We start from the raw sequence: 25,842 nt of genomic DNA, 5'->3' as shown, positions 1-25,842 counted from the left end.
CAAATGTTCCGTTACTTCCCCACCAATTACGTCTGGAACCTCTCGGTGGACCTGGCCATCGAGATGGGCGCCCGCCTGGGCGAGATCGAGGCAATGTGCGCCCCGTTGCAGGACGCCGCCAGGCAGCCCGACGCCGCGGGTACCCAGGCCTTCCGGGAAACCTGGGCAAACATGGCCGACAAGCTCTGTGCGCTGGCCGAGGAAGACCAGGCCGCTGGCCGGCGCCTTTCTGCGGGCGAGAAATACAACCGCGCCGCCACCTACTACCTGACCTGCGAACGCCTGCAGGCCCACGGCGCGCCGGGGCGTGCGGCACTGTACCAGCGCTTTCTGGAGACCTTCGCCCGAGGTATCGACCTGGCCAGGGAAAACTGCGAGCGGGTCGAAATCCCGTATGAGGGCAAGCACCTCTCGGGCCTGCTGGTACGGGCGCAAGGCGTGAGTGGCCCGGCGCCACTGCTGGTGCAGGTCAACGGTCTGGATTCGACCAAGGAGATGAAATACCGCGTCGGCCTGCCCGCCTGGCTGGCCAAACGCGGGGTGTCGTCGCTGATCGTCGACCAGCCTGGCACCGGCGAAGCGCTGCGCCTGCAGGGGCTGAATGCACGCTACGACAGCGAGCACTGGGCCAGCCGCGTGGTCGACTGGCTGGAGCGCCGCGCTGACGTAGACGCCAAGCGCATCGGTATGGAAGGCGTGTCCCTGGGTGGCTATTACTGCCCGCGCGCGGTGGCTTTCGAACCGCGCTTCGCCTGCGGCGTGGTGTGGGGTGCCAACCACGACTGGCGCGATGTGCAGAAACGTCGCCTGGAGAAGGAAGGCGACTTCCCGGTGCCGCACTACTGGGCGCACGTGCAGTGGGTCTGGGGGGCGAAGGACATGGACGAATTCATGGCCATCGCCGAGAACGTGCACCTCGACGGCGTGCTCGATCGCATCCGCGTGCCGTTCCTGGTCACCCATGGCGAGAAGGACTCGCAGATCCCGCTCAAATGGGCGCACCGCACTTACGAGCAGCTAGTCAACAGCCCCAAGCGCGAGCTGAAGATCTTCACTGATCGCGAAGGCGGCGTGCAGCACTCCAGCTTCGACAACAGCATCAATGCCGGCCATTACATCGCCGACTGGGTGGCCGAGACCCTTGGTGGCCATACCGACTGACCCGCTGCACTGAACAAAACGGCGCCTTTGGGCGCCGTTTTTCATTCCTGCACGCGCAGGGGGCCAGCTATCGATGGCGTCGATGGCAGGGCATCGACAGCAACTGTTGGTGCCGGGCAATGGCCACGGCCTAGCCTGTTGCAACACAACAAGACGAGGAGATTTCGTCCATGCCTGCCCTGCACCTGCATTGCTCCACCCTGTTCGACGGCACCAGCCTGCAGGCCCGCCCGTTGCACACGCTGATCATCGAAGGCGGCGTGATCCGCCATGTCGGGCCGACCCGCGAGGCACCGCCGCCACGGCCTGGCGACCGTGAAGTCAAAGGGCATTTCGTCATGCCCGGGCTGGTGGATGTGCACACCCACCTGGCGTTCGGCAATGCCCAGAGCGAGGAAGACATCGATATCTGGACCAGCGACGAATTCCGCGCCTTGCGCGGGCTGTTCTTCGCCCAGCACGTGCTGGCTGCCGGCGTGACCTCGATGGTCTGCCCCGGCGACAGCGGCCAGCTCAGCATCGCCGTGCGCAACACCGTCAACGCCGGGCTGTTCGAGGGCCCGCGCATCGCCGCCAGCAGCCGCGTGATCACCAACCGGCAAAGCCTCAACGACTGGTTCCCCAGCCGTGTTGGCGCACCCGAATACTTCACCGCCGCGCTGGTCACCAGCCGCAGTGATGCCATCGCGCAGATCCGCAAGCAAGCCAAGGACGGCGTGGACCTGATCAAGATCGCCATGGACGGCACCCACCGGCGCCCCAACGGGGAGATCATCGCTGCCTTCACCGCCGATGAAACCCGCGAAATGGTCGATGAAGCCCACCGCCTCGGCTGTCGCGTCGCGACCCACGCCTACGGCCGCGAAGCCGTGATGTACGCGGCCAAGGCCGGTGTCGACCTGGTGTTCCACGCTTTCTACATGGACGACGCCTGCATCGAGGCGCTGCTCGAAGCCGGCAGTGTGCTGGCACCGACCATGACCTTCCCGCAGAACACGGTGGACTTCTGCCAGCCCCACGACCCCGCCATCAGCACCGGTTACGCCGGCTACTGTGCTCGCACCCTGGAGCTGGGCACGCCAGTGCTCAAGCGCGCAAAGGCGGCCGGAGTACCTTTCGCCTGCGGCAGCGACAGCGGTTTTGCCGTCACCCCGTATGGCGAATGGCATGCCCGCGAACTGGAGTTGCTGGTGCGGCGCCTGGACTTCACGCCGGCCGAAGCGTTGTTCGCCGCAACCCATGTCGGTGCACGCCTGATGCCGCGCGGCGAGACCCTGGGTACCCTGGAGCCCGGCAAGCAGGCCGACCTGCTGGTGCTTGACGGCTCGCCCCTGGACGACATCCGCATCCTTCAGGACCGTGATCGCCTGCAGGCCGTGTACAAGGCCGGCGAGCCGGTGCGGCTGCAACGCACCGCCTACAACCCCAAGCAAGTGTCGGACTTCAACTCGCTGAAATGGACCGACCTGTATACCCGTGACCGCGTTGCCGAACTCGGCAAATGGAGCCTGTGAACATGCCCGCCCTCGATTGCGAACTGGCCGTGCAACTGGCCCTCGCCACCCTTCACCACGCCCGGGCGTTGGGCATGCAGCCTGTGGCGGCTGCCGTGCTCGACCACGCCGGCCATCCGCTGGCGGTGCTGCGCGACCAGCAGGCCAGTTTCCTGCGCCCGCAGATTGCCACCGGCAAGGCCCGCGGTTGCCTTGGCATGGGTTTCGGCGGCCGCGAACTGGCCCGTCGGGCCCAGGCGATGCCGGTATTCTTCGCTGCCATCAACAGCCTCACCGCGGGCGAAGTGATCCCGGTACCCGGGGGGATTCTCCTGCGTGATGCAGAAGGCCGTGTACAGGGAGCGATCGGGGTCAGTGGCGACACATCGGACAACGACGAGCGTTGCGCCTTGCTGGCCATCGAAACGCTCGGGCTGATCGGCGATACTGGCGACCTTCAGCCCTGATCCAGCGCTTGGGCCTGCTCCGCCAGCAGCTGGCGAAGCCAGGCCAGCGCCGGGTCGGCGGCCTGCTGCGGGTGCCATTGCAGCACCTGCGAAGCCAAGGGAAAGGCAACGGGCGAAGGCAATACCTGCAACGGGTAACGTCGCGCCAGCGCTTCGGCCTGGCGGCGGAACAGGGTGGCGATGCGCGGCGTGCCAACGACGAACTCCGCCATCAGGGCGAAGCTCTGCACGGCCACCTCGACCCGCCGTTCGATACCGGCTTCGCGCAGGTGCTGGGTGTCCAGCGAGAGGTTCTGGCCATCGGTGAACTCGCGCACCACGTGCCCCGCCGAGCAATAGTCGGTCAGGCTCAGGCCATGCGGGTAGGCGGTTTGGTGGGCACAGGCGATGCAGCAAAGTTCATCCTTGAGCAGCAATGCGTGGGGGTAGCGCGGGTTGATTCGCGCCTGCGGCACGATCACCAGGTCACTGCGACGGTAGTCAAGGGCCTCGGCGACCACATCGCCATCGCGTGGCAACGGCAAGTCGCGCACCACCAGCGACGCCCGGGGCGCCAAACACGCCAGGTTACGGCTGACCGCAGGTATCAGGGTCGCAGCCACGTAATCCGACGCCACCAGCACGAAGCGGCGGTCGCAACGCGCCGGGTCGAAGCCCGTCGTGGTTTCGACCAGCTCGCCTGCCAGGCCCAGCACTTCACGCACCTTGGGTGCCAGTTGCCGCGCCAGGGCGCTGGGCTCCAGCCCCCGCCCCTGCGGAATTAGCAACGGGTCCTGAAAGTGCTCGCGTAGGCGCCCCAACGCGGCACTGGTCGCCGACTGGCCGAGGTTGAGGCGCTGCGCGGCCCGGCTGACGCTGCACTCTTCGAGCAACGCATCCAGGGCGACCAGCAGATTGAGATCCAGACGTCGATAGCGCATCACTGGCTTATACCGCAAAGCCGTCAGGCGCAGGAGGCGTGTTTCACGCTGGCTGGTATCCATTTTCTCGATACCGGACTGTGGCGTGAACCGTCAGGCAAAGCGCTCAACCTGCGCCGGGGTGCGGCGCATCAGCACCTTGCCGTTGCGCACCGATACCAGCGCGTGGCCCTGGCTGCGGACCATCTCGTAGTCATCCGGCGCCGACAGCAGCAGCAGGTTGGCCGGCCGCCCGACCTCGATGCCATAGCGCTCGCCGAGGTGGAGGGTGCGGGCGCTGTTGTCGGTGATCAGGTCGAGGCTGCGTTGCAGGTCTTCGTAGCCGAGCATGTGGCAGATGTGCAGCCCGGCTTCGAGAATGCGCAGGATGTTGCCATTGCCCAGCGGGTACCACGGGTCGACGATGGAGTCCTGGCCGAAGCACACGTTCATCCCGGCCCGGTCGATCTCGGCCACGCGGGTCAGCCCGCGGCGCTTGGGATAGTTGTCGAAGCGTCCTTGCAGGTGGATGCTTTCGGTGGGGCACGAGACGAAGTTGATCCCCGACATTTTCAGCAGGCGGAACAGCTTGTAGCAGTAGGCGTTGTCGTAGGAACCCATGGCCACGGTATGGCTGGCCGTGACGCGCGCGCCCATGCCGCGCACCCGAGCCTCTTCGGCCAGCACTTCGAGGAAGCGCGACTGCGGGTCGTCGGTCTCATCGCAATGCACGTCCACCAAGCAGCCGGTGCGCTCGGCCAGGTCCATGAGGAACTTGATCGACGCTACGCCCTGGTCGCGGGTGTTCTCGAAATGCGGAATGCCGCCGACCACATCGGCGCCCATGGCCACCGCTTCGGTCATCAGCGACCGGCCATTGGCGTACGACTCGATACCCTCCTGGGGAAACGCGACGATCTGCAGGTCGACCAGGTGGCGAACCTCATCGCGCACCTCGACCATGGCCTTGAGTGCGGTGAGCTTGGGGTCGGTGACGTCGACATGGGTGCGCACATGCTGGATACCGTGGTCCACCAGCATGCCGATGGTCTTCCTGGCGCGGCTCTTGATGTCGTCGTGAGTGGTGATTTCCTTGCGCTCGGCCCAGCGCTCGATGCCTTCGAACAAGGTGCCGCTCATGTTCCACTTCGGCTCGCCTGCCGTGAGGGTGGCGTCGAGGTGGATGTGCGGCTCGACGAAGGGTGCCACCACCAGGTTCTGCCGGGCGTCCAGGTCATCGGCGCTGGCCAGCACGGCCACGTCAGCCTGCGGGGCGATGGCGGCGATGCGCTCGCCGTCCAGCTCGATGCGGAACAGGCCGGTCTTGCCACGCAGGCGGGCATTGATGATGTTCATGGCGTTACTCCTTACCTTGGGCTTCGTTCATCCGCCATACCAGCATGGCGACAGAAGCGTTCATCCGAAACAGCGGGTCGTCAAGGGACTGCCCGCTCAGTTGTTCGATGCGTTGAATGCGTTGGTTGACGGTGTTGCGGTGCAGGCCCAGGCGCTGGGCGGCCTTCAGGCCGTTGCCGTTTTCCTTGAGCAGGGCGTCGAGGGTGTGCACCAGCACATGCGGCTGCTTGCGCCCAGGGGCGATCAGCGTGCCCAAAGTCTGGGCAACGAAGTCATCGATCAGCGACCGGTCGGCGATACCTTGCAGCAGGCGCAGCACACCCAGCTCGCTGAAGTCGCAAAAGCCGTTGGCCGGGTGCAGCTGCTGCGCCACCTCCAGGGCCTGGCGCGCCTCGCTGAGCGCCTGACGGTAGTGGGCGCAATCGGCAGCCAGGCGCGACAGGCCCATGTACAGTGCCAGCTCACCCACTACCGCGTTCAGCTGCCGGTGCAGTGTGGCCAGGGTCTGCGGCAGGCCGGGAGCATCCGCCAGCAACAGCACCTGCAGATCGCCCGGCAACTGTGCGGTGAGCGTGCCCGGTCGTTCGCGGCACCAGGCTTCAAGCTGGTCTTCCAGGGCCTGGCGGGTAGCCTGCCAGAGGCGTTCACCCTGGGTCAGGCCATGGCGCTCGAACAGCTGCTCGACGTGCAGCAAGCGCAGCGCCACCACGCGACGCGGCTCATCCAGTGCCAGTTCCAGGTGCGCCGCACGCTGGCGGGCAATGGCCAGGCTCGGGTAGTCGCCGCTGAGCAACTGGCCGAGGATGTCGTTGCGCGAGCGGCGCACCTGGTTCATCTGCACAAGGGCCGTGCCGATCACGTGGGTGACGACTACCATCTTCAGGGCATAGGGCTGCTCGATCAACGGCAGGCCCAGTTGCTCGGCACGGGTGATCACTGCCGGCGGGATGGCCTGGATGAAGGTGCCGCCCGTGAGGATCACCATCCCGGCAATGCCCACCGCCTCGCCGTCCTCGACCAGGCTCAGCAGGTTGGCCTCGCCACGCGGGTGGTTGATGCCGGTGACGAACACCAGTTCGCCGCCCATCACCCACTCGGCGATACCTTCGTTCTCGGCCACGTAGGGCCAGCGCACCCGCCGCTGCAGGTTGCGCGCACCGGCACGCACGGTCATCTCCTGCAGGCCCGGCAGGTGCAGGATTTCGTCCAGCGCCAGGCTCACGGCTCGACGCTCGCCTGGCCCGGCGCCCGGCGCCGGCCGCTGACTTCAAGCAGGACGATGTAGCACAGGGCCGAGGCGCCAATGCCTACCAGCGGCGCGACCCAGGGCGAGGCGTAGGCCAGCACCGCACCCAGCGCATAGGCCCCCAGGCCCAACAGGTTATAGCGCGGCAGCTGTACCGAGGCCAGCGCCGGGTACTTGCCACGGTGGCGATACCAGAAATCGGCCATGATCACCCCGCCCACGGGCGGAATGATCGAACCCAGCAACACCAGGAACGGGATCAGCATTTCATACATGCCACCGATCGCCAGCACGATGCCCACCGCTGCCGCGACCAGCGTGGCAGTGCGTCGACGCTCGCTGCGCAGCAGGTGGCAGGCCGCTGCCGAAACGTTGTAGATCGTCGGCCCCTGGATGGTCCACAGGTTCAGGCAGAGCATCACCACGGCTGCGAACGACAAGCCTTGCAGCATCATCACTTCGACGATGTCGGCCTGCTGGTAGACCATCGCACACCAGGCCCCGGCCACCACCATCAGGCCGTTGCCGAGCAGGAAGGCGACGATGCTGGCCACCACCGCCACCCGCCCGCTGCGCGACAGCCGGGTCCAGTTGGTGGCCTGGGTCGCCCCGCTGGCGAAGGTGCCAAACACCATGGTCACCGCTGCCGAGAAGGTCATGGTTTCATGGGGCACCACCGCAGCCAGGCCGGCAAAGCCCCCGGCATCGGCGGTGGCGATGTACATCGACACCAGCAGCAGCGCGAACATCAGCGGCACCGACACCCGCGACAGCAGGTCAAGGCCCTTGAAGCCGATGATCGCGGTAATGCTGAAGCCCAGGCCGAACAGCACCATCAACGGCACGGTGAAACCACCCGCCAGGCCGAGCAACTTGACCAGCACGATCGCCACGGTGGCGGTGCCCCAGGCATACCAGCCCAGTTCGGCGAAGCCCAGGATGAAGTCGGAAAGCCGGCTACCCGCTTCACCGAAACAGAAGCGCCCCATCAGCACGGTGTTCAAGCCGCTGCGTGAGGCGATAAAGGCCAGGGCGGCGGCATACAGCGCCAGCAGCGTGTTGCCGATGGCGGCGACCCACAGCATGTCGACGAAATTGAAGGCCATGCCCAGCTTGCCACCGGCGAACATGGTGCCGGTGAAGAAGGTAAAGCTGAACAACACCATGGCAATGGGCAGCAGCCCCTTGCGCGAGGATGTGGGGGCTTCGCATAGCGGGAATTCGGTAGGTGAGCTCATGGCACGGTGCTCCGGGTTGTCGTTGCCACCAGGAGAGCAATATGCGGGCCGCTTTTGCCAAGTGCGAAAAACCGGAAATTTGCGGGCAATCGGCACAACCTTACCTGTTCACCCTGCACACTTTTTGCCTGACTGCTTAAGCAGACCTGTGCGATCAGACCTGTATTGAGGCAGGCGCGCACCAAAGCGGAACAGCACCGGGTAGTTTTCACCCAGCCTGCCGCTGGCGGTGCGCACACTGCCTTCATTCGCTGGCGTTGACGTCCACCTCTTTCCAGCTGTCATCCGGGTCGAAGCGCTTCATGGCCTTGGCAATCTTGTCGCCCTGCGGCCCCAGGTCCTTTTCGAACACCTGGCCGTCGTGGCTGATCATGAAGCTCATGACGCCGCTGTCGTTGTATTTCGCCGGCCAGGCGACCAGGGCGAAGCCGCGGCTCATCTGGTTGCCGATCAGGTAGCTGTAGGCGCCGCCCGGTGCCGACGGGCCTTGGCCATCGAGGATGCGGAAGTGGTAGCCGTACCAGGCATCTCCTACCACATCCTTGCCGAACAGCGGCCCCAGCGGGCTGATCTCGCCGCCCTCCTCGTCCTCCCAGAACAGGCCGTCATGCTTGCCTGGCGTGCTGAAGATCTGCTGGGCATATTCCAGCGCGCCGTTGCCGTTGCGGTCCTTCGAGGCGTAGTCCATCTGTGCGTCGTGATAGGCCAGCACCGACTGCAATGCCGCCAGCTCGTTGCGGCCGATGCGCCGGGCGCGGATTTCGGCGCTGCCGGCCTTGAGGTCGAAGCGCCAGCCGTTGCCAGCCTTGGTCAAGGGAATGGGCAAGGTCCAGTGATCAGGGCCAACGGCCAGGATGGCCTTGTCATCGCCCTGCTTGTCGATCTGATGCGCGGCCTTGTACTGCTCCAGGAAGGCATCGACGTCACTGCGCTGCACGCCTTCACGTGGGATGTAGGTGCGCCAATCTTCGCCGAGCAGCTGCGTCAGGCGCGCTTCATCGGCGTGCTCGACGCCCAGCGCCTGAACGAACGAATCGACGGCCTTCTCCGGCGTCGGGAAGGCTTCCTGCGCTGCGGCCAGGTGGGGCCAGGCCAGGCCCAGGCCGATCAACAACGTTGCAATCGTTGTCCTGGTGTTCATCGACGGCCACCTCCACCACCGCGACGCGCCGGGGCGCTGGGCCTGGATATCTGATGCCCCGCTGCGCGCGAGGCGTTGGGCCGCTGGGCGAACGACTGGCTGATACGGCCACGGTTAGCCTGCGCCGTGGTACGCGACGGCGAACGCACGCCGTCGAAGGCATTGTTGCGGGCGCGGCCTGCCGTGTTGCTCGGGCGGGTCTGCGCGGCCTGGCGGGCCTGGCCGTCACCCTGCCGACGCGGGTTGACCTGATTACGCGCATGCTGGTTGTCGCGGGTGTTGTCACGCATGTTGCGCGGTTCTGCTCGGCGCGAATTGTCGTTGACGCCTTGCATGCGATTGCCCACACCGCCTTCGGCGCGGGCCTGGCGTGCACTGTCGAGGGCCTCACGATTGCTGGTGGCCGGGCGCTCGAAACCCGCACGGTCCATCGAGCTGCGGGCACGATCACGGGCCTGGGCACGCTGGGCATCATCGCCACGGAACGCAGCACGCTGGTTGGCGCCGTCGAGCTGGCGACCGTACTGCTGGCGGCTGCGGTTGTCGCGGTACGGCACGCCATCGCGGTGCGCGGGGTTGTGCTGCCACTTGTTCTGGTTGTTGGTGATGCGGTTGTTGCCGTTGATGTTGTTGTAGCGATTGACGTCGATATCGACATCGCCGTGGTTCCAGTCGCAATCGCCCCACACCGAATCGATGATCGCCACGCCCGCGCCGAACGCCAGCCCGGCCATCAGCGCGGTACCTGCGTAGTACATCGGCGACGGTGGGTAATACACCGGCGGCGAGGCCGGATAGGCCCAGGTGCCGTAGGTGGTGGTCGGGTTGTAGGTGGGCACGTAGACCACCTGTGGGTCGGCCGGCTGAATGATGATGGTGCTGGTCGACGCACTGCTGGCAGGCGCGCTCTGGGAACTGGCTGAGCTGGCCGGGGCCGCTGCGGGCGCGGCCTGCACGGTGACGTTCTGATACTGGTTGCTGGTCAGGTTGCCAGCCGCCTGGGCTTGATGGCGCAGGCGCTGGACGCCGGCCATGACGTCATCGGGCTGGGCCAGGAAGGCGTCGCCCAGGCGCTGCAACCACACCGGGTCCTGGCCGAGCACCACCAGCACCTGCGGGAACGCCACCAGCGACTGCACGCTCGGGTCCCAGGTCTGGTTGGCCACTTGCTTGACCGCGTCATCACCCTGGGCCTTGGGGTTGGCCTTGGACCAAGCCACCGCCTCGGTCACCTCGCCCGGGTAGGTCGACGCCATCAGCACCTGGGCCAGCAGCGGATCGGGATACAGGGCAATCGGCGCGAGCATCTGGTCGAGCTGCTCCTGGCTGAACACTGCCTGCTTGGCTTGCGCAGGTGCCGGGTCGGGCGCTGGCACATCCTCGGCCAGCGCCAGGCTGGCAACACCGTTAAGGCACAACACGACCGACAAGACGCATAACAGTGGCATGCGCATCGCATTCCTCATCTGGCCATACCGCGTGAAAAGAGTGGATTGCCAACCCGGCAGTCGCTGCCGTGCGGTAAGGGTAGCAAAGGCGGCATTTTCGACCACTTTGCGCATTGGATTTCAATGCACTAATGGCAACTACGCTTACTGCCTTTAAATCTAGATCGCCTTGAAACGCAACTGTACTGAACAGGCGTCGAGCGATTAGCGGCAATAAACCCATCCATCAGGAGCCCGATTACCGAGCGCGCCGAACGGCGCCAGCAAGCCCGCGAGGTGCGCCAGGAAACCCGCCAGGATGCACGCCAGACCAAGCAGGACTGCCGCCACGCCGACCAGAAGAGCAACGCTGGTTGCCGCCAGGACAAACGCCACACCAAACAGCAAGGTCGCGAACGCGCCAGGGACATCAGGTACTGACGCCTGGCTCAGCCACCGAGGGCGATGATGGCCAGGATCAGCGCCACCCCGACCAGCGACATGATCACGCCAGTGACATCAGCCGGGCATCTTCGCGGCCGGCCGTGGCGACGCTCAGCGAGCCGGTGAAGGTGGTGGCCATCAACAGGCCGAACATCACTTCGGTAATGCGATCGATGGGTTCCAGTGCACGTCCACTCATACGCTGCCCTCCCGGATTGCCCTGAACTAACGGATGCCATGTTTCAAACGAGCATGTTGCGCATTCCAGTACTTGCATGTATCCGGCGGCAATTGATGAGACGCCTCGACCCGCTCCGCCAGTTTGCTGGCAAAACTGTGCGCCGCAGCAATGTTTTTCCAGCGTAGCGCAACAGCACCTGCACACGAGACTTGCAGCAGCCTCGATAGTCACTATCGACAACACCAATTTCTACCCATCGCCATCAATCAATAACCTAGCCCCATCGATTCCCACCGCCCGAATCCTGGAGCTTCCCCCGATGAACACCACGGCCCGCCTGCTGCTTGCTGCCCTCTCCGCCACCGCAATCGCCGTGCTCAGCGGTTGCGCCAGCCACCCGGAACTGCGCCCTTACACCGCCGAGGAAACCCGCCAGCTGCAACTGGAGGCCATCCAACGCCAGGGCCTGTCGCTGGACGAGTACGAACTGCGCAAGCGCGTCATCGAACGTTCCGCCAGCACGCAGGTGATCACCGAGGTTGCCGAAGGCCAGCCTGCAATCAAGGGCTGAGTTGAAAGACCGGCTAACCGCACTATCATGGCCCTGCCCGGACTGATCGCCTTCAGTCCCTGTCACCGAGGCTGGCCAATGATCGATCACCTGGACCACCTGGTCCTCACCACCACCGATGTCGAAGCCTGCACCGCTTTCTACACGCGGGTGCTGGGCATGCAGCTGGAAACCTTCGGCGATAAGCGCCTGGCACTGCGCTACGGCAACCAGAAAATCAACATCCATGTTCGCGGCCATGAGTTTGAGCCCAAGGCGCATCTGCCGGTACCCGGCGCCCTGGACCTGTGCTTCATCAGCAAGGTCAGCCTGGAACAGGTGATCGCTCACCTGCAGAAGGTGCAATGGCCCATCATCGAAGGCCCCGTTGCACGCACTGGCGCAACCGGCCCGATCCGCTCGGTGTACGTCCGTGACCCTGACCTGAACCTGATCGAGATCGCCGAACCACTCGTGGTTTGAGCGGCCCTTGACCAATGGTCGAGTAAAGGCCACCACCGGTAGCCTCCTGGCGGCTGAGGCAGGTATCCTCGACCGCTCAAGAGCAAGCCTTCCAGGACGGTGACCATGATCAGGCCCCTTCTCTTGCTGACTGTTGCCCTTCTCTCGAGCCCGGCACTGCACGCGCAACAGATCCAGCGCCAATTGGGCGACTTCGACTTCAAGCTCGGCACCACGCCCTCGCGCAGCATGGCCCAGGGGCTCATCTCGCCGAGCGCGGTGGGCGCCTTCCACGGCGGCCTCGACCTCAGCCACCCCAGCGGTTGGTATCTCGGCCAGTACGCGCCGAGCATGGGCCTGACGCCCGACTCCACCCTGCGCCTGGACAGCTACACCGGCTACAAGCATCACTTCGACAGCACCCTGGGCTATGAAATGGGCCTGATCCACTACAGCCAGCCGAACATCGCAGGCCCCGACAGCTACGCCCTGTACGGCGGCATCTCGGTGCTGGGCAGCCGCTTTGGCGGCGCCTGGCGCGACAATCCGGGCAACCGCACCGGCACGCTGTTCGCCGACTTCGGCCAGTTGCCGCTGTTCGATGTCGACCTCACCGTCAAGCTCGCCCACCACCGCCTGGGCACGCCTTTCACGATTGGCGACGGCAGCCAGATCAACGGGTTTTCCGACTGGTCGCTGGAGCTGTCGCGGCCATGGCTGGGCATCGACCTGAATCTGATCTACAGCAACTCCGACCTCAGCGGCAGTGGTTGTGACGCCTATGCCGGCATCAACACCTACTGCCAAAGCATGGTCACCCTGAAAGCCCAGCGCAGCTTCTTCTGATGTGGCCTCAGCATGCTCCCGGACCGCCTGAACGCCGACCTGACCTCGCTGACGGTGCATGCCTTGGGTTTTGTGAGGTGTTCGGATGTGTTCGCCGTGAAATGCTCAGCGCCTATGAGATCGAGCGCCGCCCGCGCGGCGCATCGCGGATAAATCCGCTCCTACATTTGTTGCAACGTGCCGAACCTGTTACGCCATGGTTGCCAGCCTTGGCGCATGTCTTGAGCCGTGCAAACCGCTGACAACCATGGCCTCACAGGCATGGCCACGTTGCAACAAATGTGGGAGCGGATTTATCCGCGATGCGCCGCGCGGGCGGCGCTCGATCTCATAGGCGCTGAAGATCCCCAGCCAAACACATGAGCAACCACCCAGGTGTCAAGCTACGACCGTACCCTTGAGTGGCACGTATCAAGCCTCCGGCATCAACGTCGCAATCAACGCCCGCACCGTCCCCGGCAATGCCTCCAGTTCACGCACCAGGATGCTGCGCTCACGCACCGCCCAGGGTTCATCCAGGCTGATGGTCACCAGCTCCATGGTCTGGCTGTGCCGCAGCGCTGCCGACTCGGGGATGATGCCGATGCCCACCCCTGCCTCCACCAGCCGGCAGATCGCCTCGAAGCTCGATAGCTGGATGCGCAGCGACAGGTTCAACCCCATGCGTTCCACATGGTCCCGCAGGAAGCTCAGCAAGGTGCTGCCGTCGTGCAGGCCGATATGCTGGAAGTCCAGGGTCTGCTTCAGGGTCACCCGCTTGCGATCTGCCAGTTCATGCCCCGCCGGGACGATCAGCACCAGGCGGTCAGTGCTGAAGTGCATCACTTGCAAGCCGCTGGCCTCAACCGGCCCGGCGATGATGCCCATGTCGCTGCTGCCATCGAGCACACCGCGCACGATGTCGCGCGACAGGCGCTCCTGCAGGTCGACCGTCACCCCGGGGCGCTTGGCCATGAAGCCGGCCAGTACTTCGGGCAAGAACTCGGTGACTGCCGTGGTGTTGGCGAAGATGCGAATGTGGCCGGCCAGGTCGGTGCCGAACTGGGTGAACTCGGCTTTCAGGTAGTCGACCTGGCGCATGATCAGGCGGGCATGCATCAGCAGCTGGTGCCCGGCCGGGGTCAACTCGACGCCGCGACTGTCGCGGTACAGCAGGCGTGTATCGAGCTGGGCCTCCAATGCCTTGATCCGTGCGCTGGCGGCGGCCGGCGACAGAAACGCCCGGCGTGCACCCTGGGTCAGGCTCGGCGATTCGCCGATGTGGATGAAAAGCCGCAGGTCTGCCAGGTCGAAATGCATGGGAAGCTCCGGTCGTGGCGAAGGCGTTCAGCATACCTGAACGCTGCCTTATACAAATGCAAATTCACAGAATGCCAGGGCCCTCGCATGATCGGCGCATAACAACAAATGCAGAGGCCCCTGGTTATGACTGCTTCCCACCCTCCCATCGACTACAGCGCCTGGATCGGCCGCACCGAAGAGGCCGTCGATGAGCTCAGCCGCAACCTGCTCAAGCGCATCGCCGCCACCTTCGGCGAAAGCGCCCCCGCCGTCGGCCAACCGCTGCCTCCGCTGTGGATGTGGTGCTTCTTTCAGGAGCCGATGGCCGAAGCGCAGCTGGGCACCGGCGGCCACCCGGCACGCGGCGGCTTCCTGCCCCCGGCCGACAACCGTAACCGCATGTGGGCCGGCGGCAGGGTCGAGTTCATCGCCCCGCTCACCGTCGGCGCCGAAGCCCATCGCCTGTCGACCATCCTGCACATCGAAGAAAAGCACGGTCGTACCGGCGCGCTGCTGTTCGTCACCGTGCGCCACGACTACTCGCAACACGGCCAGCTGTGCGTGCGCGAGGAACAGGACATCGTCTACCGCGAAGCCAATCCGCCCAAGCTTGAAAGCGCCCCAGCCGAGGTGCCAGCCGACTGGAGCGAAGCGGTCACACCGACGCCCACCCTGCTGTTCCGCTACTCCGCCGTGACCTTCAACGGCCATCGCATCCACTACGACTTCCCCTACGTCACTGAAACCGAAGGCTACGCCGGCCTGGTCGTGCACGGCCCGATGATCGCCACCTTGAACCTGCGTGCGTTCATCCGCGCCAACCCTGGCAAGCGCGTGCGCCATTTTGCCTACCGCGGCGTGCGCCCGCTGACTGTACCGACCCCCTTCGAAGTGGCCGGGCGCATCAGCGCACCCGGCCAGGCCCAGCTGTGGGCCGGCAATGCGGCCGGCGTGGCGCAGAGCGCCGACGTGCTTTTCGACTGATACCAGACAGAGAACACCCCCATGCATACGTACGACAGCGATGACCTCAACGCCATCCGCGAAGGCGTGCGCGCCTTGTGCGCCGAGTTCGACGCCAGCTACTGGCGCAAGATCGATGAAGAAAAGGGCTTCCCCGAGGCCTTCGTCAAGGCCATGACCGAGGCCGGCTGGCTGTCGGCGATGATCCCGGAAGAATACGGCGGCTCGGGCCTGGGCCTGGCCGAGGCGTCGGTGATCCTCGAAGAGGTGAACGCCTGCGGTGGCAACTCCGGCACCGTTCACGGGCAGATGTACAACATGTTCACCCTGCTGCGCCACGGCAGCGAAGAACAGAAGCGCCACTACCTGCCCAGGCTCGCCAGCGGCGAACTGCGCCTGCAGTCGATGGGCGTGACCGAACCCACCACCGGCACCGACACCACCAAGATCAAGACCACCGCCGTGCGCCAGGGCGACAAGTACGTGATCAACGGCCAGAAGGTGTGGATCTCGCGCATCCAGCACTCGGACCTGATGATCCTGCTGGCGCGCACCACGCCCTTGCCGGAGGTGAAGAAAAAGTCCGAAGGCATGTCGATCTTCCTGGTCGACCTGCGCCAGGCCATCGGCAACGGCCTGACGGTGCAACCCATCGCCAACATGGTCAACCACGAGACCAACGAGCTGTTCTTCGACAACCTCGAATTGCCGGCCAGCAGCCTGATCGGTGAAGAAGGCAAAGGCTTCCGCTACATCCTCGATGGCCTCAATGCCGAGCGCACGCTTATCGCCGCCGAGTGCATCGGCGATGGCCGCTGGTTCATCGAAAAAGCCAGCGCCTACGCCCGTGACCGCGTGGTGTTCGGCCGCCCGATCGGGCAGAACCAGGGCGTGCAGTTCCCTATCGCCGAAGCCCATATCGAGATCGAGGCCGCCGACCTGATGCGCTGGCGCGCCTGCGCCGAGTACGACAGCGGGCAGAACGCCGGGGCCAGCGCCAACATGGCCAAGTACCTGGCGGCCAAGGCCTCGTGGGAGGCGGCCAATGCCTGCCTGCAGACCCACGGCGGCTTCGGCTTTGCCTGCGAATACGACGTCGAGCGCAAGTTCCGCGAAACCCGCCTGTACCAGGTGGCGCCGATCTCCACCAACCTGATCCTGTCCTACGTGGCCGAGCATCTGCTCGAACTGCCACGCAGCTTCTGAGGGCCTGAGCATGCAAGCTACCCAAGCCCTGGCGGAATTCCTCGCCGACCTGCAATACGCACAAGTCCCCAGCCACGTGCTCGACCGCACCGAAGACCTGTTCCTCGACTGGCTCGGCTCGGCCCTGGCCAGCCAGGGTGCGCACCCGATCCCGCTGTTCGAGCGCTACGCCGAGCGCATGGGCCCCGCCCAAGGCAGCGCCCGCGTGCTGACCAGCGGGCGCAGTTCATCGCCCTACTTCGCCGCCCTGGTCAACGGCGCCGCCTCGCATCTTGTAGAGCAGGACGACCTGCACAACAGCTCGGTGCTGCACCCGGCCACGGTGGTGTTCTCCGCTGTGCTGGCGGCGGCACAGGACCTCGGCAAGTCCGGCCAGGAGCTGCTGCTGGCCAGCGTCGCCGGCTATGAGGCGGGCATCCGCATCGGCGAGTTCCTCGGCCGTTCGCACTACCGCATCTTCCACACCACGGCCACCGTCGGCACCCTGGCCGCTGCCGTGGGTGTGGGCAAGCTGCTGGGCTTCGACAAGGAACAGTTCATCAACCTGCTCGGCAGCGCCGGCACCCAGGCCGCCGGGCTCTGGGCATTCCTCCGCGATGCGGCCGACTCCAAGCAACTGCACACCGCCAAGGCCGCCGCCGATGGCCTGCTCGCCGCCTACCTGACCGCCGATGGCCTGAGCGGCGCGCGCAATATTCTCGAAGGTGACCAGGGACTGGCTGCCGGGATGTCCAGCGATGCCGACCCGGCGCGCCTGAGCGACCGCCTGGGCACGCGCTGGGCGCTGGCGGAAACTTCGTTCAAGTTCCACGCTTCTTGCCGCCATACCCATCCCGCCGCCGATGCACTGTTGCAGCTGATGCAACGTGAAGGCCTGAGCCATGAGCAGATCGCCAAGGTGGTCACCCGCGTGCACCAGGGTGCCATCGATGTGCTGGGCCGGGTCACCACGCCAACCACCGTGCACCAGGCCAAGTTCTCCATGGGCACCGTACTCGGGCTGATCGCCGTGCACGGCAGCGCGCAGCTCATCGAATTCCGCGACCTGGCGCTGACAGATCCACGGGTCGCCAGCTTCCGCGAAAAAGTGCAGATGCAACTGGACCCTGAAGTGGATGCTGCCTACCCGGCCCGTTGGCTGGGCCGAGTCGAGGTCACGTGCAGCGATGGCCGCCGCTTCTACGCCGCCATCGATGAGCCCAAGGGCGACCCCGGCAACACCCTTTCCCGCCCGGAGCTGGAAGCCAAGTTCCAGCGCCTGCTGGCCTATTCCGGCGCCCGCAGCCCGGCCCAGGGCCAGGCCCTGATCGAGCAGGTCTGGCAATTGCGCGATGCACGCTCGCTGGCCGCACTGCACTGATGACGAGGTGACTCCATGACCCAAACTGCACCCCGCCCGCTGGACGGCATCACCGTCGTCAGCCTGGAACATGCCATCGCCGCACCCTTCTGCACCCGCCAGCTGGCCGACCTGGGCGCCCGTGTGATCAAGGTCGAACGGCCCGGCAGCGGCGACTTTGCCCGCGGCTACGACCAACGCGTCGACGGCCTGGCCTCGCACTTCGTATGGACCAACCGCTCCAAGGAAAGCCTGACCCTCGATCTCAAGCAGCAGGCCGCCGACGGCATCCTCGATGCCCTGCTGGCCAAGGCCGACGTGCTCGTGCAAAACCTCGCGCCCGGCGCCGCCGCCCGCATGGGCCTGTCGTTCGAGGCCTTGCACGCGCGCTTCCCACGGCTGGTCGTCTGCGACATTTCCGGCTACGGCGCAGGCGGCCCGTATGAAAAGAAGAAGGCCTACGACCTGCTGATCCAGAGCGAGGGCGGCTTTCTGTCGGTGACTGGCGGCCCCGGCGACGAGGAAATGGCCAAGGCCGGCTGCTCGATCGCCGACATCGCCGCCGGCATGTATGCCTACACCGGTGTGCTGTCGGCGCTGCTGCTGCGCGACAAGACCGGCCTGGGCAGCCGCATCGACGTATCGATGCTCGAGAGCCTGGTGGAATGGATGGGCTACCCGATGTACTACGCCTACAACGGCGCGCCGCCACCGCCGCGCGCGGGTGCATCGCACTCGACCATCTACCCCTACGGGCCGTTCCCCACCGGCGGTGGCGGCACGATCATGCTCGGCCTGCAGAACGAGCGGGAATGGGCGCTGTTCTGCGAGAAGGTACTGCTCGACCCGGCGCTGGCGAGCGATGAGCGCTTCAACGCCAATTTCAAGCGCTCGGAGCACCGCGAGGTGCTGCGCCAGCTCATCGTCGAGCGCTTTGCCGCGCTGCCACTCGACGAGGTGGTAGCGCGCCTGGAGCAGGCGCAGATTGCCAATGCCCGGGTCAACGACATGCACGGCGTGTGGCAGCACCCACAACTGCAGGCCCGCGACAGCTGGCGTGAAGTGGACAGCCCGGCTGGCAAGCTGCCGTCGCTGCTGCCACCGGGGCGCAATGCCGCCTTCACCCCACGCATGGACGCCGTGCCGGCGCTGGGCCAGCACACCGCGAGCATCCTCGCCGAGCTGGGCCTGAGCGCCGAACAGCGCGCCAGCCTGGCCGCAGGAGGCGTGGTATGAACACGGTACGCTCCGCCCTGTTCGTGCCCGGCAGCCGGCCTGAACGTTTTGCCAAGGCCCTGGCGGCGGGTGCCGATGTGGTGATCGTCGACTTCGAGGATGCCGTGGAGGAGCCGCTGAAACAGCAGGCTCGCGACCACCTGGCGGCCTTCCTGCAGGTCACGCCGCAGGCCTCGGTATGGGTGCGGGTAAATGCACCGCAGCATCAGCAGCACGCCAGCGACCTGGCCTTCTGCGCGCAGCAGCCTGGGGTCGCCGGGCTGCTGTTGCCCAAGGTGGAGAACGCGACTCAAGTCGCGCTGGCCTGGCGCGGCGGCAAGCCCGTGTGGCCCATCATCGAGAGCGCCAAGGGCCTGCTGGCACTGGCCCGGATTGCCGCAGCTGAAGGCGTCGAGCGCTTGTCGTTCGGCAGCCTCGACCTGGCCCTGGACCTGGGGTTGAACACCGAGAGCGAGGCGGCCCGGCAGTTTCTCGACCAGGCGCGCATGGCGGTGCAGCTGCATTCGCGGGGGGCCGACCTGCTGCCGCCACTGGATGGGGTGTTCCCGGCCATCGCCGATACACAGGGGCTTCAACGGGCCATGCGGCATGCCTATGACATGGGCTATGGCGGCGCCTTGTGCATTCATCCGCAGCAGGTGCCGGTGATTCATGCTGCGTTGGCGCCGAGCGCCGAAGAGCTGGCGTGGGCGCGGCGGGTGCTGGCGGCGAGCAAGGCGGCCAACGGCGCCGGGGCATTCCAGCTGGAGGGGCAGATGGTCGATGCGCCGGTGGTGTTGCGGGCGCGGCGGTTACTCAGCCAGCAAAGCGGTTAAGGCTGCTGGCCTCTTCGCGGGTGAACCCGCGAAGAGGCCGGTACAGGTCACAGTGTTAAGCAAACCCGAACGCTGCCTTACACAAATGCTGATTCTCCACACGCAAGCCGTTGGTCCATCTTTACCCTCACTCCTCCTACAACAATAAATCAGAGGTGACACCGATGTTGAAGCTGACCCAGGCGCTGTGCTGCGCCGCCGCAATGTCCATGGCAGCCCTGGCCCAGGCCGCCGACCCCATCGTCATCAAGTTCGCCCACGTGGTTGCCGACAGCACACCCAAGGGTCAGGGCGCGCTGATGTTCCAGAAACTGGTCGCCGCCGACCCGCAGCTCAAGGACAAGGTCAAGGTCGAGGTCTACCCCAACTCGTCGCTGTTTGGCGATGGCAAGGAAATGGAAGCCCTGCTGCTCGGCGACGTACAGATGCTGGCGCCTTCGCTGGCCAAGTTCGAGCACTACAACAAACAGGTGCAGATCTTCGACCTGCCGTTCCTGTTCAATGACCTGGCCGCCGTCGATCGCTTCCAGCAAGGCCCCCAAGGCAAGGCGCTGCTGACGTCGATGGAGGACAAGGGCATCCGTGGCCTGGCCTATTGGCACAACGGCCTGAAACAACTGTCGGCGAACAAGAAGGTGATCCTGCCCAAGGACGCCCGTGGCCTGAAATTCCGCGTGCAGGCCTCCAGTGTGCTTGAAGAGCAGTTCAAGGCGATCCGCGCCAACCCGCGCAAGATGAGCTTCGCCGAGGTCTATCAGGGCCTGCAGACCGGCACCGTCAACGGAACCGAGAACACCTGGTCCAACTACGAGAGCCAGAAGGTCAACGAAGTGCAGCCCTTCTTCACCGAGACCAACCACGGCCTGATCGACTACATGGTGATCACCAACGCCAAGTTCTGGAACAGCCTGCCTGAGGACGTGCGCGGCGAGCTGCAAGCGATCATGGACGAGGTCACCGTCGAGGTGAACAAGCAGGCCGAAGCGCTCAACCAGACGTCGCGGCAGAAGATCATCGACGCCAAGACCAGCGAGATCGACCCGCTCACCGCCGAGCAACGCCAGCAATGGCGTGAGGCCATGCGCCCGGTATGGGAGAAGTTCTCCGACCAGATCGGCGCCGAGCTGATCAAGGCCGCCGACGACGCCAACAAGGCCTCCTGACCCTGCCTGTGCCCAATCCCGGCCACCTGCTGCACAGGTGGCCTGCCCTGTGTCTGTCTGGAGAATCCTTATGCAATCGCTCAGGCGTGTCTGGGAGCACTTCGAGGAAGGCATGATCGCCTTTCTCCTGGCGGCCATGACCCTGGTGACCTTCCTCTACGTGGCGCTGAACAACCTCTACACGATGTTCTACAGCCTCAGTGACCACTGGGCCTTCGCCAGCGACCTGCTGCTCGGCATCGGCGACCACCTGATGGCCTATGCCCAGGACATGACCTGGAGCATCGCCCTGACCAAGGCCCTGTTCGGCTGGCTGATCTTCTTCGGTATTTCCTATGGCTTGCGCACTGCCGGCCACCTCGGTGTCGACGTGCTGGTGCGGCGCACGCCCAAGCCGGTGCAACGAGTGCTGGCGATGATCGCCTGCGCCTGCTGCCTGGCCTATGCCGGGCTGTTCCTGGTGGCGAGCATCAAGTGGGTGAGCGCAGTGCTGGTGGCCGGCATCGGCGCCGAAGACCTCGACCGCTACGGCATCAAGGTCGGCCATATCGCGCTGATCGTGCCGCTGGGCTTTGCCCTGGTGATCGTGCGTTACCTGGAAATCCTCTACCGCCTGTTCACCCACCGCCAGTACGGCCTGGGCCTGGCCGACGAGGCCGCCGAAGCCAGCAAGCTGGCCAACCCCGGTGAGGAGCACCACTGATGACGGTAATCTGCCTGTTCCTGCTGCTGTTCGTGTTCATGTTCCTCGGCGTGCCGATCGCCATCTCCCTGGGCCTGTCGGGGGCGCTGTCGATCCTGATGTTCAGCCAGGACTCGCTCAGCTCGCTGGCGATCAAGCTGTTCGAGACCTCCGACAGCTACACCTTCCTGGCCATCCCGTTCTTCCTGCTGTCGGGGGCGTTCATGACCACCGGTGGCGTGGCCCAACGCCTGATCGACTTTGCCAACGCCTGCGTCGGGCATATCCGGGGTGGCCTGGCGATTGCCGCAGTGCTGGCGTGCATGCTGTTCGCGGCGTTGTCGGGGTCGTCGCCAGCCACCGTGGCCGCCGTCGGCTCGATTGCCGTGGCCGGCATGGTGCGCTCGGGCTACCCACGCGAGTTCGGTGCCGGGATCATCTGCAACGCCGGCACCCTGGGCATCCTGATCCCACCGTCGATCGTCATGGTGGTGTACTCGGCGGCCACCGAGACGTCGGTGGGCAAGCTGTTCATGGCAGGCGTGGTGCCTGGCATCTTGCTCGGCGTATTCCTGATGATCACCATCTACATCGTCGCCCGCATCAAGAAACTGCCGGCACAACCGCGGGCCAGCTTCGCCGAATGGCTGAGCACCGCCCGGCGCGCATTCTGGGGGCTGTTGCTGCTGGTGATCATCCTCGGCGGCATCTACAGCGGCATGTTCACCCCCACCGAAGCGGCGGCCGTGGCGGCGGTGTACTCGGCCTTCATCGCGCTGTTCGTATACAAGGACATGCGCCTGCGTGACTGCCCGAAGGTGCTGCTGGAGTCGGGCCGGCTGACCATCATGCTGCTGTTCATCATCGCCAACGCCATGCTTTTCGCCCATGTGCTGACCACCGAGCAGATCCCCCAGCAGATCACCCAATGGGTGATGTCCGAGGGGCTGACGCCGATCGGCTTCCTGATCATGGTCAACATCGTGCTGCTGGTGGCCGGCAGCTTCATGGAGCCATCGGCGATCATCCTGATCCTGGCGCCGATCTTCTTCCCGATCGCGATGAAACTGGGCATCGACCCGATTCACCTGGGCATCGTGATGGTGGTGAACATGGAGATCGGCCTGGTGCACCCGCCGGTAGGGCTTAACCTGTTCGTCACCTCGGCGGTGACCGGGTTGACCCTGGGGCAGACGATTCGTGCGGCGCTGCCGTGGCTGTCGATTCTGCTGTTGTTCCTGGTGCTGGTGACCTATGTGCCGTTCATCTCGCTGGCGCTGCCAGAGTGGTTGGGCATGCCGTAGCCATCGATTTCAAATGATGCTCCTGTGGGAGCGGGTTTACCCGCGAACACCGGCATAGCCGGTGCCATGCACCACGGTGTCATCTTCGCGGGTGAACCCGCTCCCACAGGGGGTGTGCAAGCGTTGAGTCTGAGTCAGATCCCACCCCCGGCCAGCAGCTGCGACATCACCCCGGCCAGGTCCTTGACCATCACATCCGCCGTCTGCTTGTGCACGATGACAATCTCGTAGCTGTCCACCTCCGGCAACCCTTGTGCCTGCCCCAGCACCCGGTGCTCGCCGGTTGCCGCTCGCGGTGGCAGCAGGCTGATGCCCATGCCGTCGGCCACCGCCGCCTGGATGCCGCTGAGGCTGGAACTGGTGAAGCTGATGCGCCAGCGCCGGCCCATGCCTTCGATGGCACTGATCATGTCCTCGCGGTACAGCCCGCGTGGCGGGAAGGTCACCAGTGGAACCGGGTCAAGCTCGAACGCCGGCATGCGCGCACTGTCGATCCACTGCAGGCGCTCAGGCCAGCAGGCTACACCCTCGCGGCTGTTGCGCCGCTGCTTGAGCAGCACCAGGTCGAGCTCGCCATTGTCATAGGCCTGGCTGAGGTCGCGGCACAGGCCGCTGGTGACTTCCAGCTTGACCTGCGGGTGCAGGCGGCTGAATGCCGACAGCGCGTTGGTGGTGCGCCCGCCGACAAAATCCTCGGGTACACCCAGACGCACGGTGACCCCGACCATTGCCCCAGCCAGGGCTTCGAGCATCTGGTCGTTCAGCGCCAGCATGTGCCGGGCATAACCGAGCAAGGTCTGCCCGGCGTCGGTCGGCAACACGTCACGGTTGCCGCGCACCAACAGGCGGTGGCCAACCATGTCTTCGAGGCGGCGCACCTTCTGGCTGATGGTCGACTGGGTCGAGTGCAGGCGTGCAGCGGCAGTGGTGAAACTGCCGCAATCGGCCACTACGACAATGGCGCGCAACAGATCGAGGTCGAACAGGGCTCTATTCGATTTAACGCTGATGGACATCTTGGTATTCGGCGAATGAATGACAAGACTGACTTCTACCACGCCACTTCTGGCCCGGCAACGCGCTAGTCACCCAGCGCCACACCTTCTCGCCGTGGATCGGCACCACCGGCCCAACCTTGGCCGCTGCGCTGGATGATCTGCAGGCCACTGGTCATGGTCATCGGCGTGACCTCGTGGCCCCACGCAGCCAACTGGCGGATCAACGCCGGGCTGAACAGCCCGGCTTCCACTTCAGTGCCGGCATTGCGGCTGCCGAAATTAGGCAGGTCGGCCGCCTGTTGCGGATCGAGATGCCAGTCCAGCAGGCCAATCAGCGCCTTGTTCACGTAGCCGATGATCTGCGAACCGCCAGGGGAACCGAGGCTCGCCACCAGTTCGCCTGAGGCACGCGAGAACACCAACGTTGGCGCCATCGCCGACAGTGGGCGCTTGCCGGGCTGCACCCGGTTGGCTACTGGCTTGCCATTTTCCGCAGGCACGAACGAAAAGTCGGTCAGGTGGTTGTTGAGCAAGAAGCCACCGACCATCAGGTGCGAACCGAAGGCGGACTCCACCGACGTGGTCATGGCCAGGGCCTGCCCGCGGTCATCGACGGCAGACAGGTGCGAGGTGGAAATCCGCAGCGGTGAGCGGTCGGGCGCCAGGGCCAGGTTGGCACCCTGCGGTGTGCCCGGGCGGGCGTGCTTCATGCTGTATTCGCCGACCTGCCTGGCGCGTTCGGCGAGGTAGGCCGGGTCGAGCAATGACTTGACCGGCACCGGCACGTAATCGCTGTCGGCCAGGTACTGGGCACGGTCGGCGTAGGCCAGGCGCTCGGCTTCAGCCATCAGGTGAACGGCCTGCGGCGCGGGTTCGAGGCCTGCTACCGACGGCACCTGGCGTGGCGGCAGCCTGGCCAGGTCGCGCTGCGCCGAGGCCTGCTGCAGGGCGTCGAGAACGCCCAGGGTCTGCAACACGGTCACCCCGCCGGACGACGGCGGCGGCATGCCGCAAATGTTCCAGGCCTTGTATGGGCCACAGACCGGCTCGCGCTCCTTGGCCTGGTAATGCTGCAAATCCTCGAGTGACAACTGCCCGGCATTGGTGTGGTGACGCACTTGCGCCACCATGGCTTCGGCAATCTCCCCCCGGTAGAACGCCTCCACGCCATGCTCTGCAATGCGTTCGAAGGTCTGCGCGAGTGCAGGGTTACGCAGGATCGTACCGACTGCCAGCGGCTCGCCCCGGTCATCCAGGAAGTAGCGTGCCATGGCCGGCGAGCGGGCAATGAAGGGGTCGCCGGCCACCAGCGTATGCAGCCGTTCAGAGACCGCGAAACCCTTGCGCGCCAGGGCGATGGCCGGCGCGAACAAGTCCCTCCACGGCAGTCTGCCGTGCTGGTCATGGGCCAGTTTCAGCGCCCGCAGCACGCCCGGCACACCCACCGAGCGCCCGCCGATCTGCGCGGCACGAAACGGCATGGGCGAGCCATCCGCTTGCAGGAACAACCTTTCCGTCACCCCTGCCGGTGCGGCTTCGCGGCCATCGAAGGCCTGCACGCGCTGGCCATCCCAATAGAGGATGAACGCGCCGCCACCAATGCCGCTGGACTGCGGCTCGACCAAGGTCAGCACCATCTGCATGGCGATCGCCGCATCGATGGCGCTGCCACCGGCACGCAGCATTGCCCGCCCGGCTTCACTGGCCAGCGGGTTGGCGGCCGCGACCATGTGCCGGCTGGCGTGCACCGGCTGCAGGCCGCCGCGGTAGCCGGATTCCAGTTCAGGTGGCGTGGGCAGCAGCTGGTCGGCCCAGGTTGCGGTACCGGCGGTGGCCAGGCAAAGGGCGGTTATCAGATGATTGAGGAATGGCGGGTGGCGGAACATTCGGGCTGCGTCCTTTCGGGTGTTCGCCGGCAGTGGGGGTGCGCCCTTGAAATCAAGG

Annotated in this window: 25 protein-coding genes; 15 read left to right on the top strand and 10 right to left on the bottom strand. The window is 65.4% G+C overall.

All coding sequences use genetic code 11. The annotated features are described in order from the left end of the window. The first annotated feature begins 3 nt into the window (after positions 1-3). The 3 genes from ACQKPS_RS25945 to ACQKPS_RS25935 all read left to right on the top strand — a co-directional run bounded on the left by ACQKPS_RS25945 (position 4) and on the right by ACQKPS_RS25935 (position 3,121). The gene (locus tag ACQKPS_RS25945) at positions 4-1,161 is read left to right on the top strand and encodes an alpha/beta hydrolase family protein (RefSeq protein ID WP_427606098.1); all 1,158 of its coding nucleotides are present in this window, start codon (positions 4-6) and stop codon (positions 1,159-1,161) included. Between the two features lie 170 nt (positions 1,162-1,331). Then, positions 1,332-2,675 (top strand): amidohydrolase family protein, encoded by a 1,344-nt coding sequence (locus tag ACQKPS_RS25940; protein ID WP_427606096.1) that lies wholly within the window; start codon positions 1,332-1,334, stop codon positions 2,673-2,675. A 2-nt stretch (positions 2,676-2,677) separates the two neighbouring features. Beyond that, the gene (locus tag ACQKPS_RS25935) at positions 2,678-3,121 is read left to right on the top strand and encodes a GlcG/HbpS family heme-binding protein (protein WP_427606094.1); all 444 of its coding nucleotides are present in this window, start codon (positions 2,678-2,680) and stop codon (positions 3,119-3,121) included. Here the strand turns inward: ACQKPS_RS25935 and ACQKPS_RS25930 are convergent. The 6 genes from ACQKPS_RS25930 to ACQKPS_RS25905 form a co-directional block, all read right to left on the bottom strand. Beyond that, positions 3,112-4,041 carry a LysR family transcriptional regulator gene (locus ACQKPS_RS25930; RefSeq protein ID WP_427606092.1) on the bottom strand — a complete coding sequence of 310 codons (930 nt, stop codon included), beginning with the start codon at positions 4,039-4,041 and terminating at the stop codon, positions 3,112-3,114. The genes ACQKPS_RS25935 and ACQKPS_RS25930 overlap by 10 nt on opposite strands. Positions 4,042-4,134: 93 nt before the next feature. Continuing rightward, positions 4,135-5,376 carry a cytosine deaminase gene (codA, locus tag ACQKPS_RS25925; RefSeq protein WP_427606090.1) on the bottom strand — a complete coding sequence of 414 codons (1,242 nt, stop codon included), beginning with the start codon at positions 5,374-5,376 and terminating at the stop codon, positions 4,135-4,137. Positions 5,377-5,380: 4 nt separating this feature from the next. After that, a complete protein-coding gene (locus ACQKPS_RS25920; protein ID WP_427606088.1) occupies positions 5,381-6,598 on the bottom strand; it encodes a PucR family transcriptional regulator in 1,218 nt (405 codons plus the stop codon). Next, complete coding sequence (gene codB / locus ACQKPS_RS25915; protein WP_427606086.1) at positions 6,595-7,860, bottom strand: cytosine permease; 1,266 nt, start codon at positions 7,858-7,860, stop codon at positions 6,595-6,597. The genes ACQKPS_RS25920 and codB overlap by 4 nt, the downstream gene beginning before the upstream one ends. Positions 7,861-8,104: 244 nt before the next feature. After that, positions 8,105-9,001, bottom strand: a complete 897-nt coding sequence (locus ACQKPS_RS25910; RefSeq protein WP_427606084.1) for a DUF2950 domain-containing protein — start codon at positions 8,999-9,001, stop codon at positions 8,105-8,107. Next, a complete protein-coding gene (locus ACQKPS_RS25905) occupies positions 8,998-10,455 on the bottom strand; it encodes a DUF3300 domain-containing protein (protein WP_427606082.1) in 1,458 nt (485 codons plus the stop codon). Before ACQKPS_RS25905 ends, ACQKPS_RS25910 begins: the two co-directional genes overlap by 4 nt. 270 nt (positions 10,456-10,725) lie before the next feature. Between ACQKPS_RS25905 and ACQKPS_RS25900 the strand changes: the two genes are divergently transcribed. Continuing rightward, positions 10,726-10,869, top strand: coding sequence for a hypothetical protein (locus ACQKPS_RS25900; protein WP_254485105.1), 144 nt, complete (start codon positions 10,726-10,728; stop codon positions 10,867-10,869). Between the two features lie 64 nt (positions 10,870-10,933). On the opposite strand, the gene ACQKPS_RS25895 is transcribed toward ACQKPS_RS25900, so the two are convergent. After that, on the bottom strand, positions 10,934-11,071 hold the full coding sequence (locus ACQKPS_RS25895; RefSeq protein ID WP_254485640.1) for a hypothetical protein: 138 nt from the start codon (positions 11,069-11,071) through the stop codon (positions 10,934-10,936). 301 nt (positions 11,072-11,372) lie between these two features. On the opposite strand from ACQKPS_RS25895, the gene ACQKPS_RS25890 reads away from it, so the two are divergent. The 3 genes from ACQKPS_RS25890 to ACQKPS_RS25880 all read left to right on the top strand — a co-directional run bounded on the left by ACQKPS_RS25890 (position 11,373) and on the right by ACQKPS_RS25880 (position 12,911). Beyond that, a complete protein-coding gene (locus tag ACQKPS_RS25890; RefSeq protein ID WP_427606080.1) occupies positions 11,373-11,624 on the top strand; it encodes a hypothetical protein in 252 nt (83 codons plus the stop codon). 78 nt (positions 11,625-11,702) lie between these two features. Further along, positions 11,703-12,086, top strand: coding sequence for a VOC family protein (locus ACQKPS_RS25885; protein WP_427606078.1), 384 nt, complete (start codon positions 11,703-11,705; stop codon positions 12,084-12,086). A 105-nt stretch (positions 12,087-12,191) separates the two neighbouring features. Beyond that, complete coding sequence (locus ACQKPS_RS25880) at positions 12,192-12,911, top strand: TorF family putative porin (protein ID WP_427606076.1); 720 nt, start codon at positions 12,192-12,194, stop codon at positions 12,909-12,911. A 411-nt stretch (positions 12,912-13,322) separates the two neighbouring features. Here the strand turns inward: ACQKPS_RS25880 and ACQKPS_RS25875 are convergent, their stop codons facing one another. Continuing rightward, the gene (locus tag ACQKPS_RS25875; RefSeq protein ID WP_427606074.1) at positions 13,323-14,210 is read right to left on the bottom strand and encodes a LysR family transcriptional regulator; all 888 of its coding nucleotides are present in this window, start codon (positions 14,208-14,210) and stop codon (positions 13,323-13,325) included. A 126-nt stretch (positions 14,211-14,336) separates the two neighbouring features. On the opposite strand from ACQKPS_RS25875, the gene ACQKPS_RS25870 reads away from it, so the two are divergent. From ACQKPS_RS25870 to dctM, 8 genes are all read left to right on the top strand, one after another. Beyond that, the gene (locus ACQKPS_RS25870; RefSeq protein WP_427606072.1) at positions 14,337-15,176 is read left to right on the top strand and encodes an FAS1-like dehydratase domain-containing protein; all 840 of its coding nucleotides are present in this window, start codon (positions 14,337-14,339) and stop codon (positions 15,174-15,176) included. Between the two features lie 21 nt (positions 15,177-15,197). Continuing rightward, entirely contained in the window at positions 15,198-16,361 is a 1,164-nt protein-coding gene (locus ACQKPS_RS25865) for an acyl-CoA dehydrogenase family protein (RefSeq protein ID WP_427606070.1), read from the top strand. 10 nt (positions 16,362-16,371) lie between these two features. Then, positions 16,372-17,721, top strand: coding sequence for an MmgE/PrpD family protein (locus ACQKPS_RS25860; protein ID WP_427606068.1), 1,350 nt, complete (start codon positions 16,372-16,374; stop codon positions 17,719-17,721). 15 nt (positions 17,722-17,736) lie between these two features. Then, on the top strand, positions 17,737-18,936 hold the full coding sequence (locus ACQKPS_RS25855) for a CaiB/BaiF CoA transferase family protein (RefSeq protein ID WP_427606066.1): 1,200 nt from the start codon (positions 17,737-17,739) through the stop codon (positions 18,934-18,936). Continuing rightward, entirely contained in the window at positions 18,933-19,751 is an 819-nt protein-coding gene (locus ACQKPS_RS25850) for an HpcH/HpaI aldolase/citrate lyase family protein (RefSeq protein WP_427606064.1), read from the top strand. The genes ACQKPS_RS25855 and ACQKPS_RS25850 overlap by 4 nt, the downstream gene beginning before the upstream one ends. A gap of 164 nt (positions 19,752-19,915) precedes the next feature. Then, positions 19,916-20,914, top strand: a complete 999-nt coding sequence (locus ACQKPS_RS25845) for a TRAP transporter substrate-binding protein (RefSeq protein ID WP_254485095.1) — start codon at positions 19,916-19,918, stop codon at positions 20,912-20,914. 70 nt (positions 20,915-20,984) lie between these two features. After that, positions 20,985-21,617: a TRAP transporter small permease gene (locus ACQKPS_RS25840; protein ID WP_427606062.1), complete on the top strand. Its 633-nt coding sequence runs from the start codon at positions 20,985-20,987 to the stop codon at positions 21,615-21,617. After that, positions 21,617-22,900 carry a C4-dicarboxylate TRAP transporter large permease protein DctM gene (gene dctM / locus ACQKPS_RS25835; protein WP_254485094.1) on the top strand — a complete coding sequence of 428 codons (1,284 nt, stop codon included), beginning with the start codon at positions 21,617-21,619 and terminating at the stop codon, positions 22,898-22,900. Before ACQKPS_RS25840 ends, dctM begins: the two co-directional genes overlap by 1 nt. A 134-nt stretch (positions 22,901-23,034) precedes the next feature. On the opposite strand, the gene ACQKPS_RS25830 is transcribed toward dctM, so the two are convergent. Beyond that, positions 23,035-23,916 carry a LysR substrate-binding domain-containing protein gene (locus tag ACQKPS_RS25830; protein ID WP_176509941.1) on the bottom strand — a complete coding sequence of 294 codons (882 nt, stop codon included), beginning with the start codon at positions 23,914-23,916 and terminating at the stop codon, positions 23,035-23,037. A gap of 65 nt (positions 23,917-23,981) precedes the next feature. Beyond that, a complete protein-coding gene (gene ggt, locus ACQKPS_RS25825; protein ID WP_427606059.1) occupies positions 23,982-25,784 on the bottom strand; it encodes a gamma-glutamyltransferase in 1,803 nt (600 codons plus the stop codon). Positions 25,785-25,842: the final 58 nt, after the last annotated feature.

The sequence above is a fragment of the Pseudomonas sp. NPDC086566 genome, from assembly GCF_050280885.1.
In the GTDB taxonomy this organism is placed as follows: Bacteria; Pseudomonadota; Gammaproteobacteria; order Pseudomonadales; family Pseudomonadaceae; genus Aquipseudomonas; species Aquipseudomonas vlassakiae.
This window is presented reverse-complemented; position numbering and strand designations above follow the sequence as displayed.

Bases quoted from the DNA above. Each gene is read 5' to 3' on its own strand.
- ACQKPS_RS25935 (WP_427606094.1), top strand. From the start codon at position 2,678: ATGCCCGCCCTCGATTGCGAACTGGCCGTGCAACTGGCCCTCGCCACC.
- ACQKPS_RS25865 (WP_427606070.1), top strand. From the start codon at position 15,198: ATGCATACGTACGACAGCGATGACCTCAACGCCATCCGCGAAGGCGTG.
- ACQKPS_RS25945 (WP_427606098.1), top strand. From the start codon at position 4: ATGTTCCGTTACTTCCCCACCAATTACGTCTGGAACCTCTCGGTGGAC.
- ACQKPS_RS25910 (WP_427606084.1), bottom strand. From the start codon at position 9,001: ATGAACACCAGGACAACGATTGCAACGTTGTTGATCGGCCTGGGCCTG.
- codB (WP_427606086.1), bottom strand. From the start codon at position 7,860: ATGAGCTCACCTACCGAATTCCCGCTATGCGAAGCCCCCACATCCTCG.
- dctM (WP_254485094.1), top strand. From the start codon at position 21,617: ATGACGGTAATCTGCCTGTTCCTGCTGCTGTTCGTGTTCATGTTCCTC.
- ggt (WP_427606059.1), bottom strand. From the start codon at position 25,784: ATGTTCCGCCACCCGCCATTCCTCAATCATCTGATAACCGCCCTTTGC.
- ACQKPS_RS25885 (WP_427606078.1), top strand. From the start codon at position 11,703: ATGATCGATCACCTGGACCACCTGGTCCTCACCACCACCGATGTCGAA.
- ACQKPS_RS25875 (WP_427606074.1), bottom strand. From the start codon at position 14,210: ATGCATTTCGACCTGGCAGACCTGCGGCTTTTCATCCACATCGGCGAA.
- ACQKPS_RS25855 (WP_427606066.1), top strand. From the start codon at position 17,737: ATGACCCAAACTGCACCCCGCCCGCTGGACGGCATCACCGTCGTCAGC.
- ACQKPS_RS25840 (WP_427606062.1), top strand. From the start codon at position 20,985: ATGCAATCGCTCAGGCGTGTCTGGGAGCACTTCGAGGAAGGCATGATC.
- ACQKPS_RS25895 (WP_254485640.1), bottom strand. From the start codon at position 11,071: ATGAGTGGACGTGCACTGGAACCCATCGATCGCATTACCGAAGTGATG.
- ACQKPS_RS25940 (WP_427606096.1), top strand. From the start codon at position 1,332: ATGCCTGCCCTGCACCTGCATTGCTCCACCCTGTTCGACGGCACCAGC.
- ACQKPS_RS25905 (WP_427606082.1), bottom strand. From the start codon at position 10,455: ATGCGCATGCCACTGTTATGCGTCTTGTCGGTCGTGTTGTGCCTTAAC.
- ACQKPS_RS25860 (WP_427606068.1), top strand. From the start codon at position 16,372: ATGCAAGCTACCCAAGCCCTGGCGGAATTCCTCGCCGACCTGCAATAC.
- ACQKPS_RS25880 (WP_427606076.1), top strand. From the start codon at position 12,192: ATGATCAGGCCCCTTCTCTTGCTGACTGTTGCCCTTCTCTCGAGCCCG.
- codA (WP_427606090.1), bottom strand. From the start codon at position 5,376: ATGAACATCATCAATGCCCGCCTGCGTGGCAAGACCGGCCTGTTCCGC.
- ACQKPS_RS25845 (WP_254485095.1), top strand. From the start codon at position 19,916: ATGTTGAAGCTGACCCAGGCGCTGTGCTGCGCCGCCGCAATGTCCATG.
- ACQKPS_RS25850 (WP_427606064.1), top strand. From the start codon at position 18,933: ATGAACACGGTACGCTCCGCCCTGTTCGTGCCCGGCAGCCGGCCTGAA.
- ACQKPS_RS25930 (WP_427606092.1), bottom strand. From the start codon at position 4,041: ATGCGCTATCGACGTCTGGATCTCAATCTGCTGGTCGCCCTGGATGCG.
- ACQKPS_RS25830 (WP_176509941.1), bottom strand. From the start codon at position 23,916: ATGTCCATCAGCGTTAAATCGAATAGAGCCCTGTTCGACCTCGATCTG.
- ACQKPS_RS25870 (WP_427606072.1), top strand. From the start codon at position 14,337: ATGACTGCTTCCCACCCTCCCATCGACTACAGCGCCTGGATCGGCCGC.
- ACQKPS_RS25890 (WP_427606080.1), top strand. From the start codon at position 11,373: ATGAACACCACGGCCCGCCTGCTGCTTGCTGCCCTCTCCGCCACCGCA.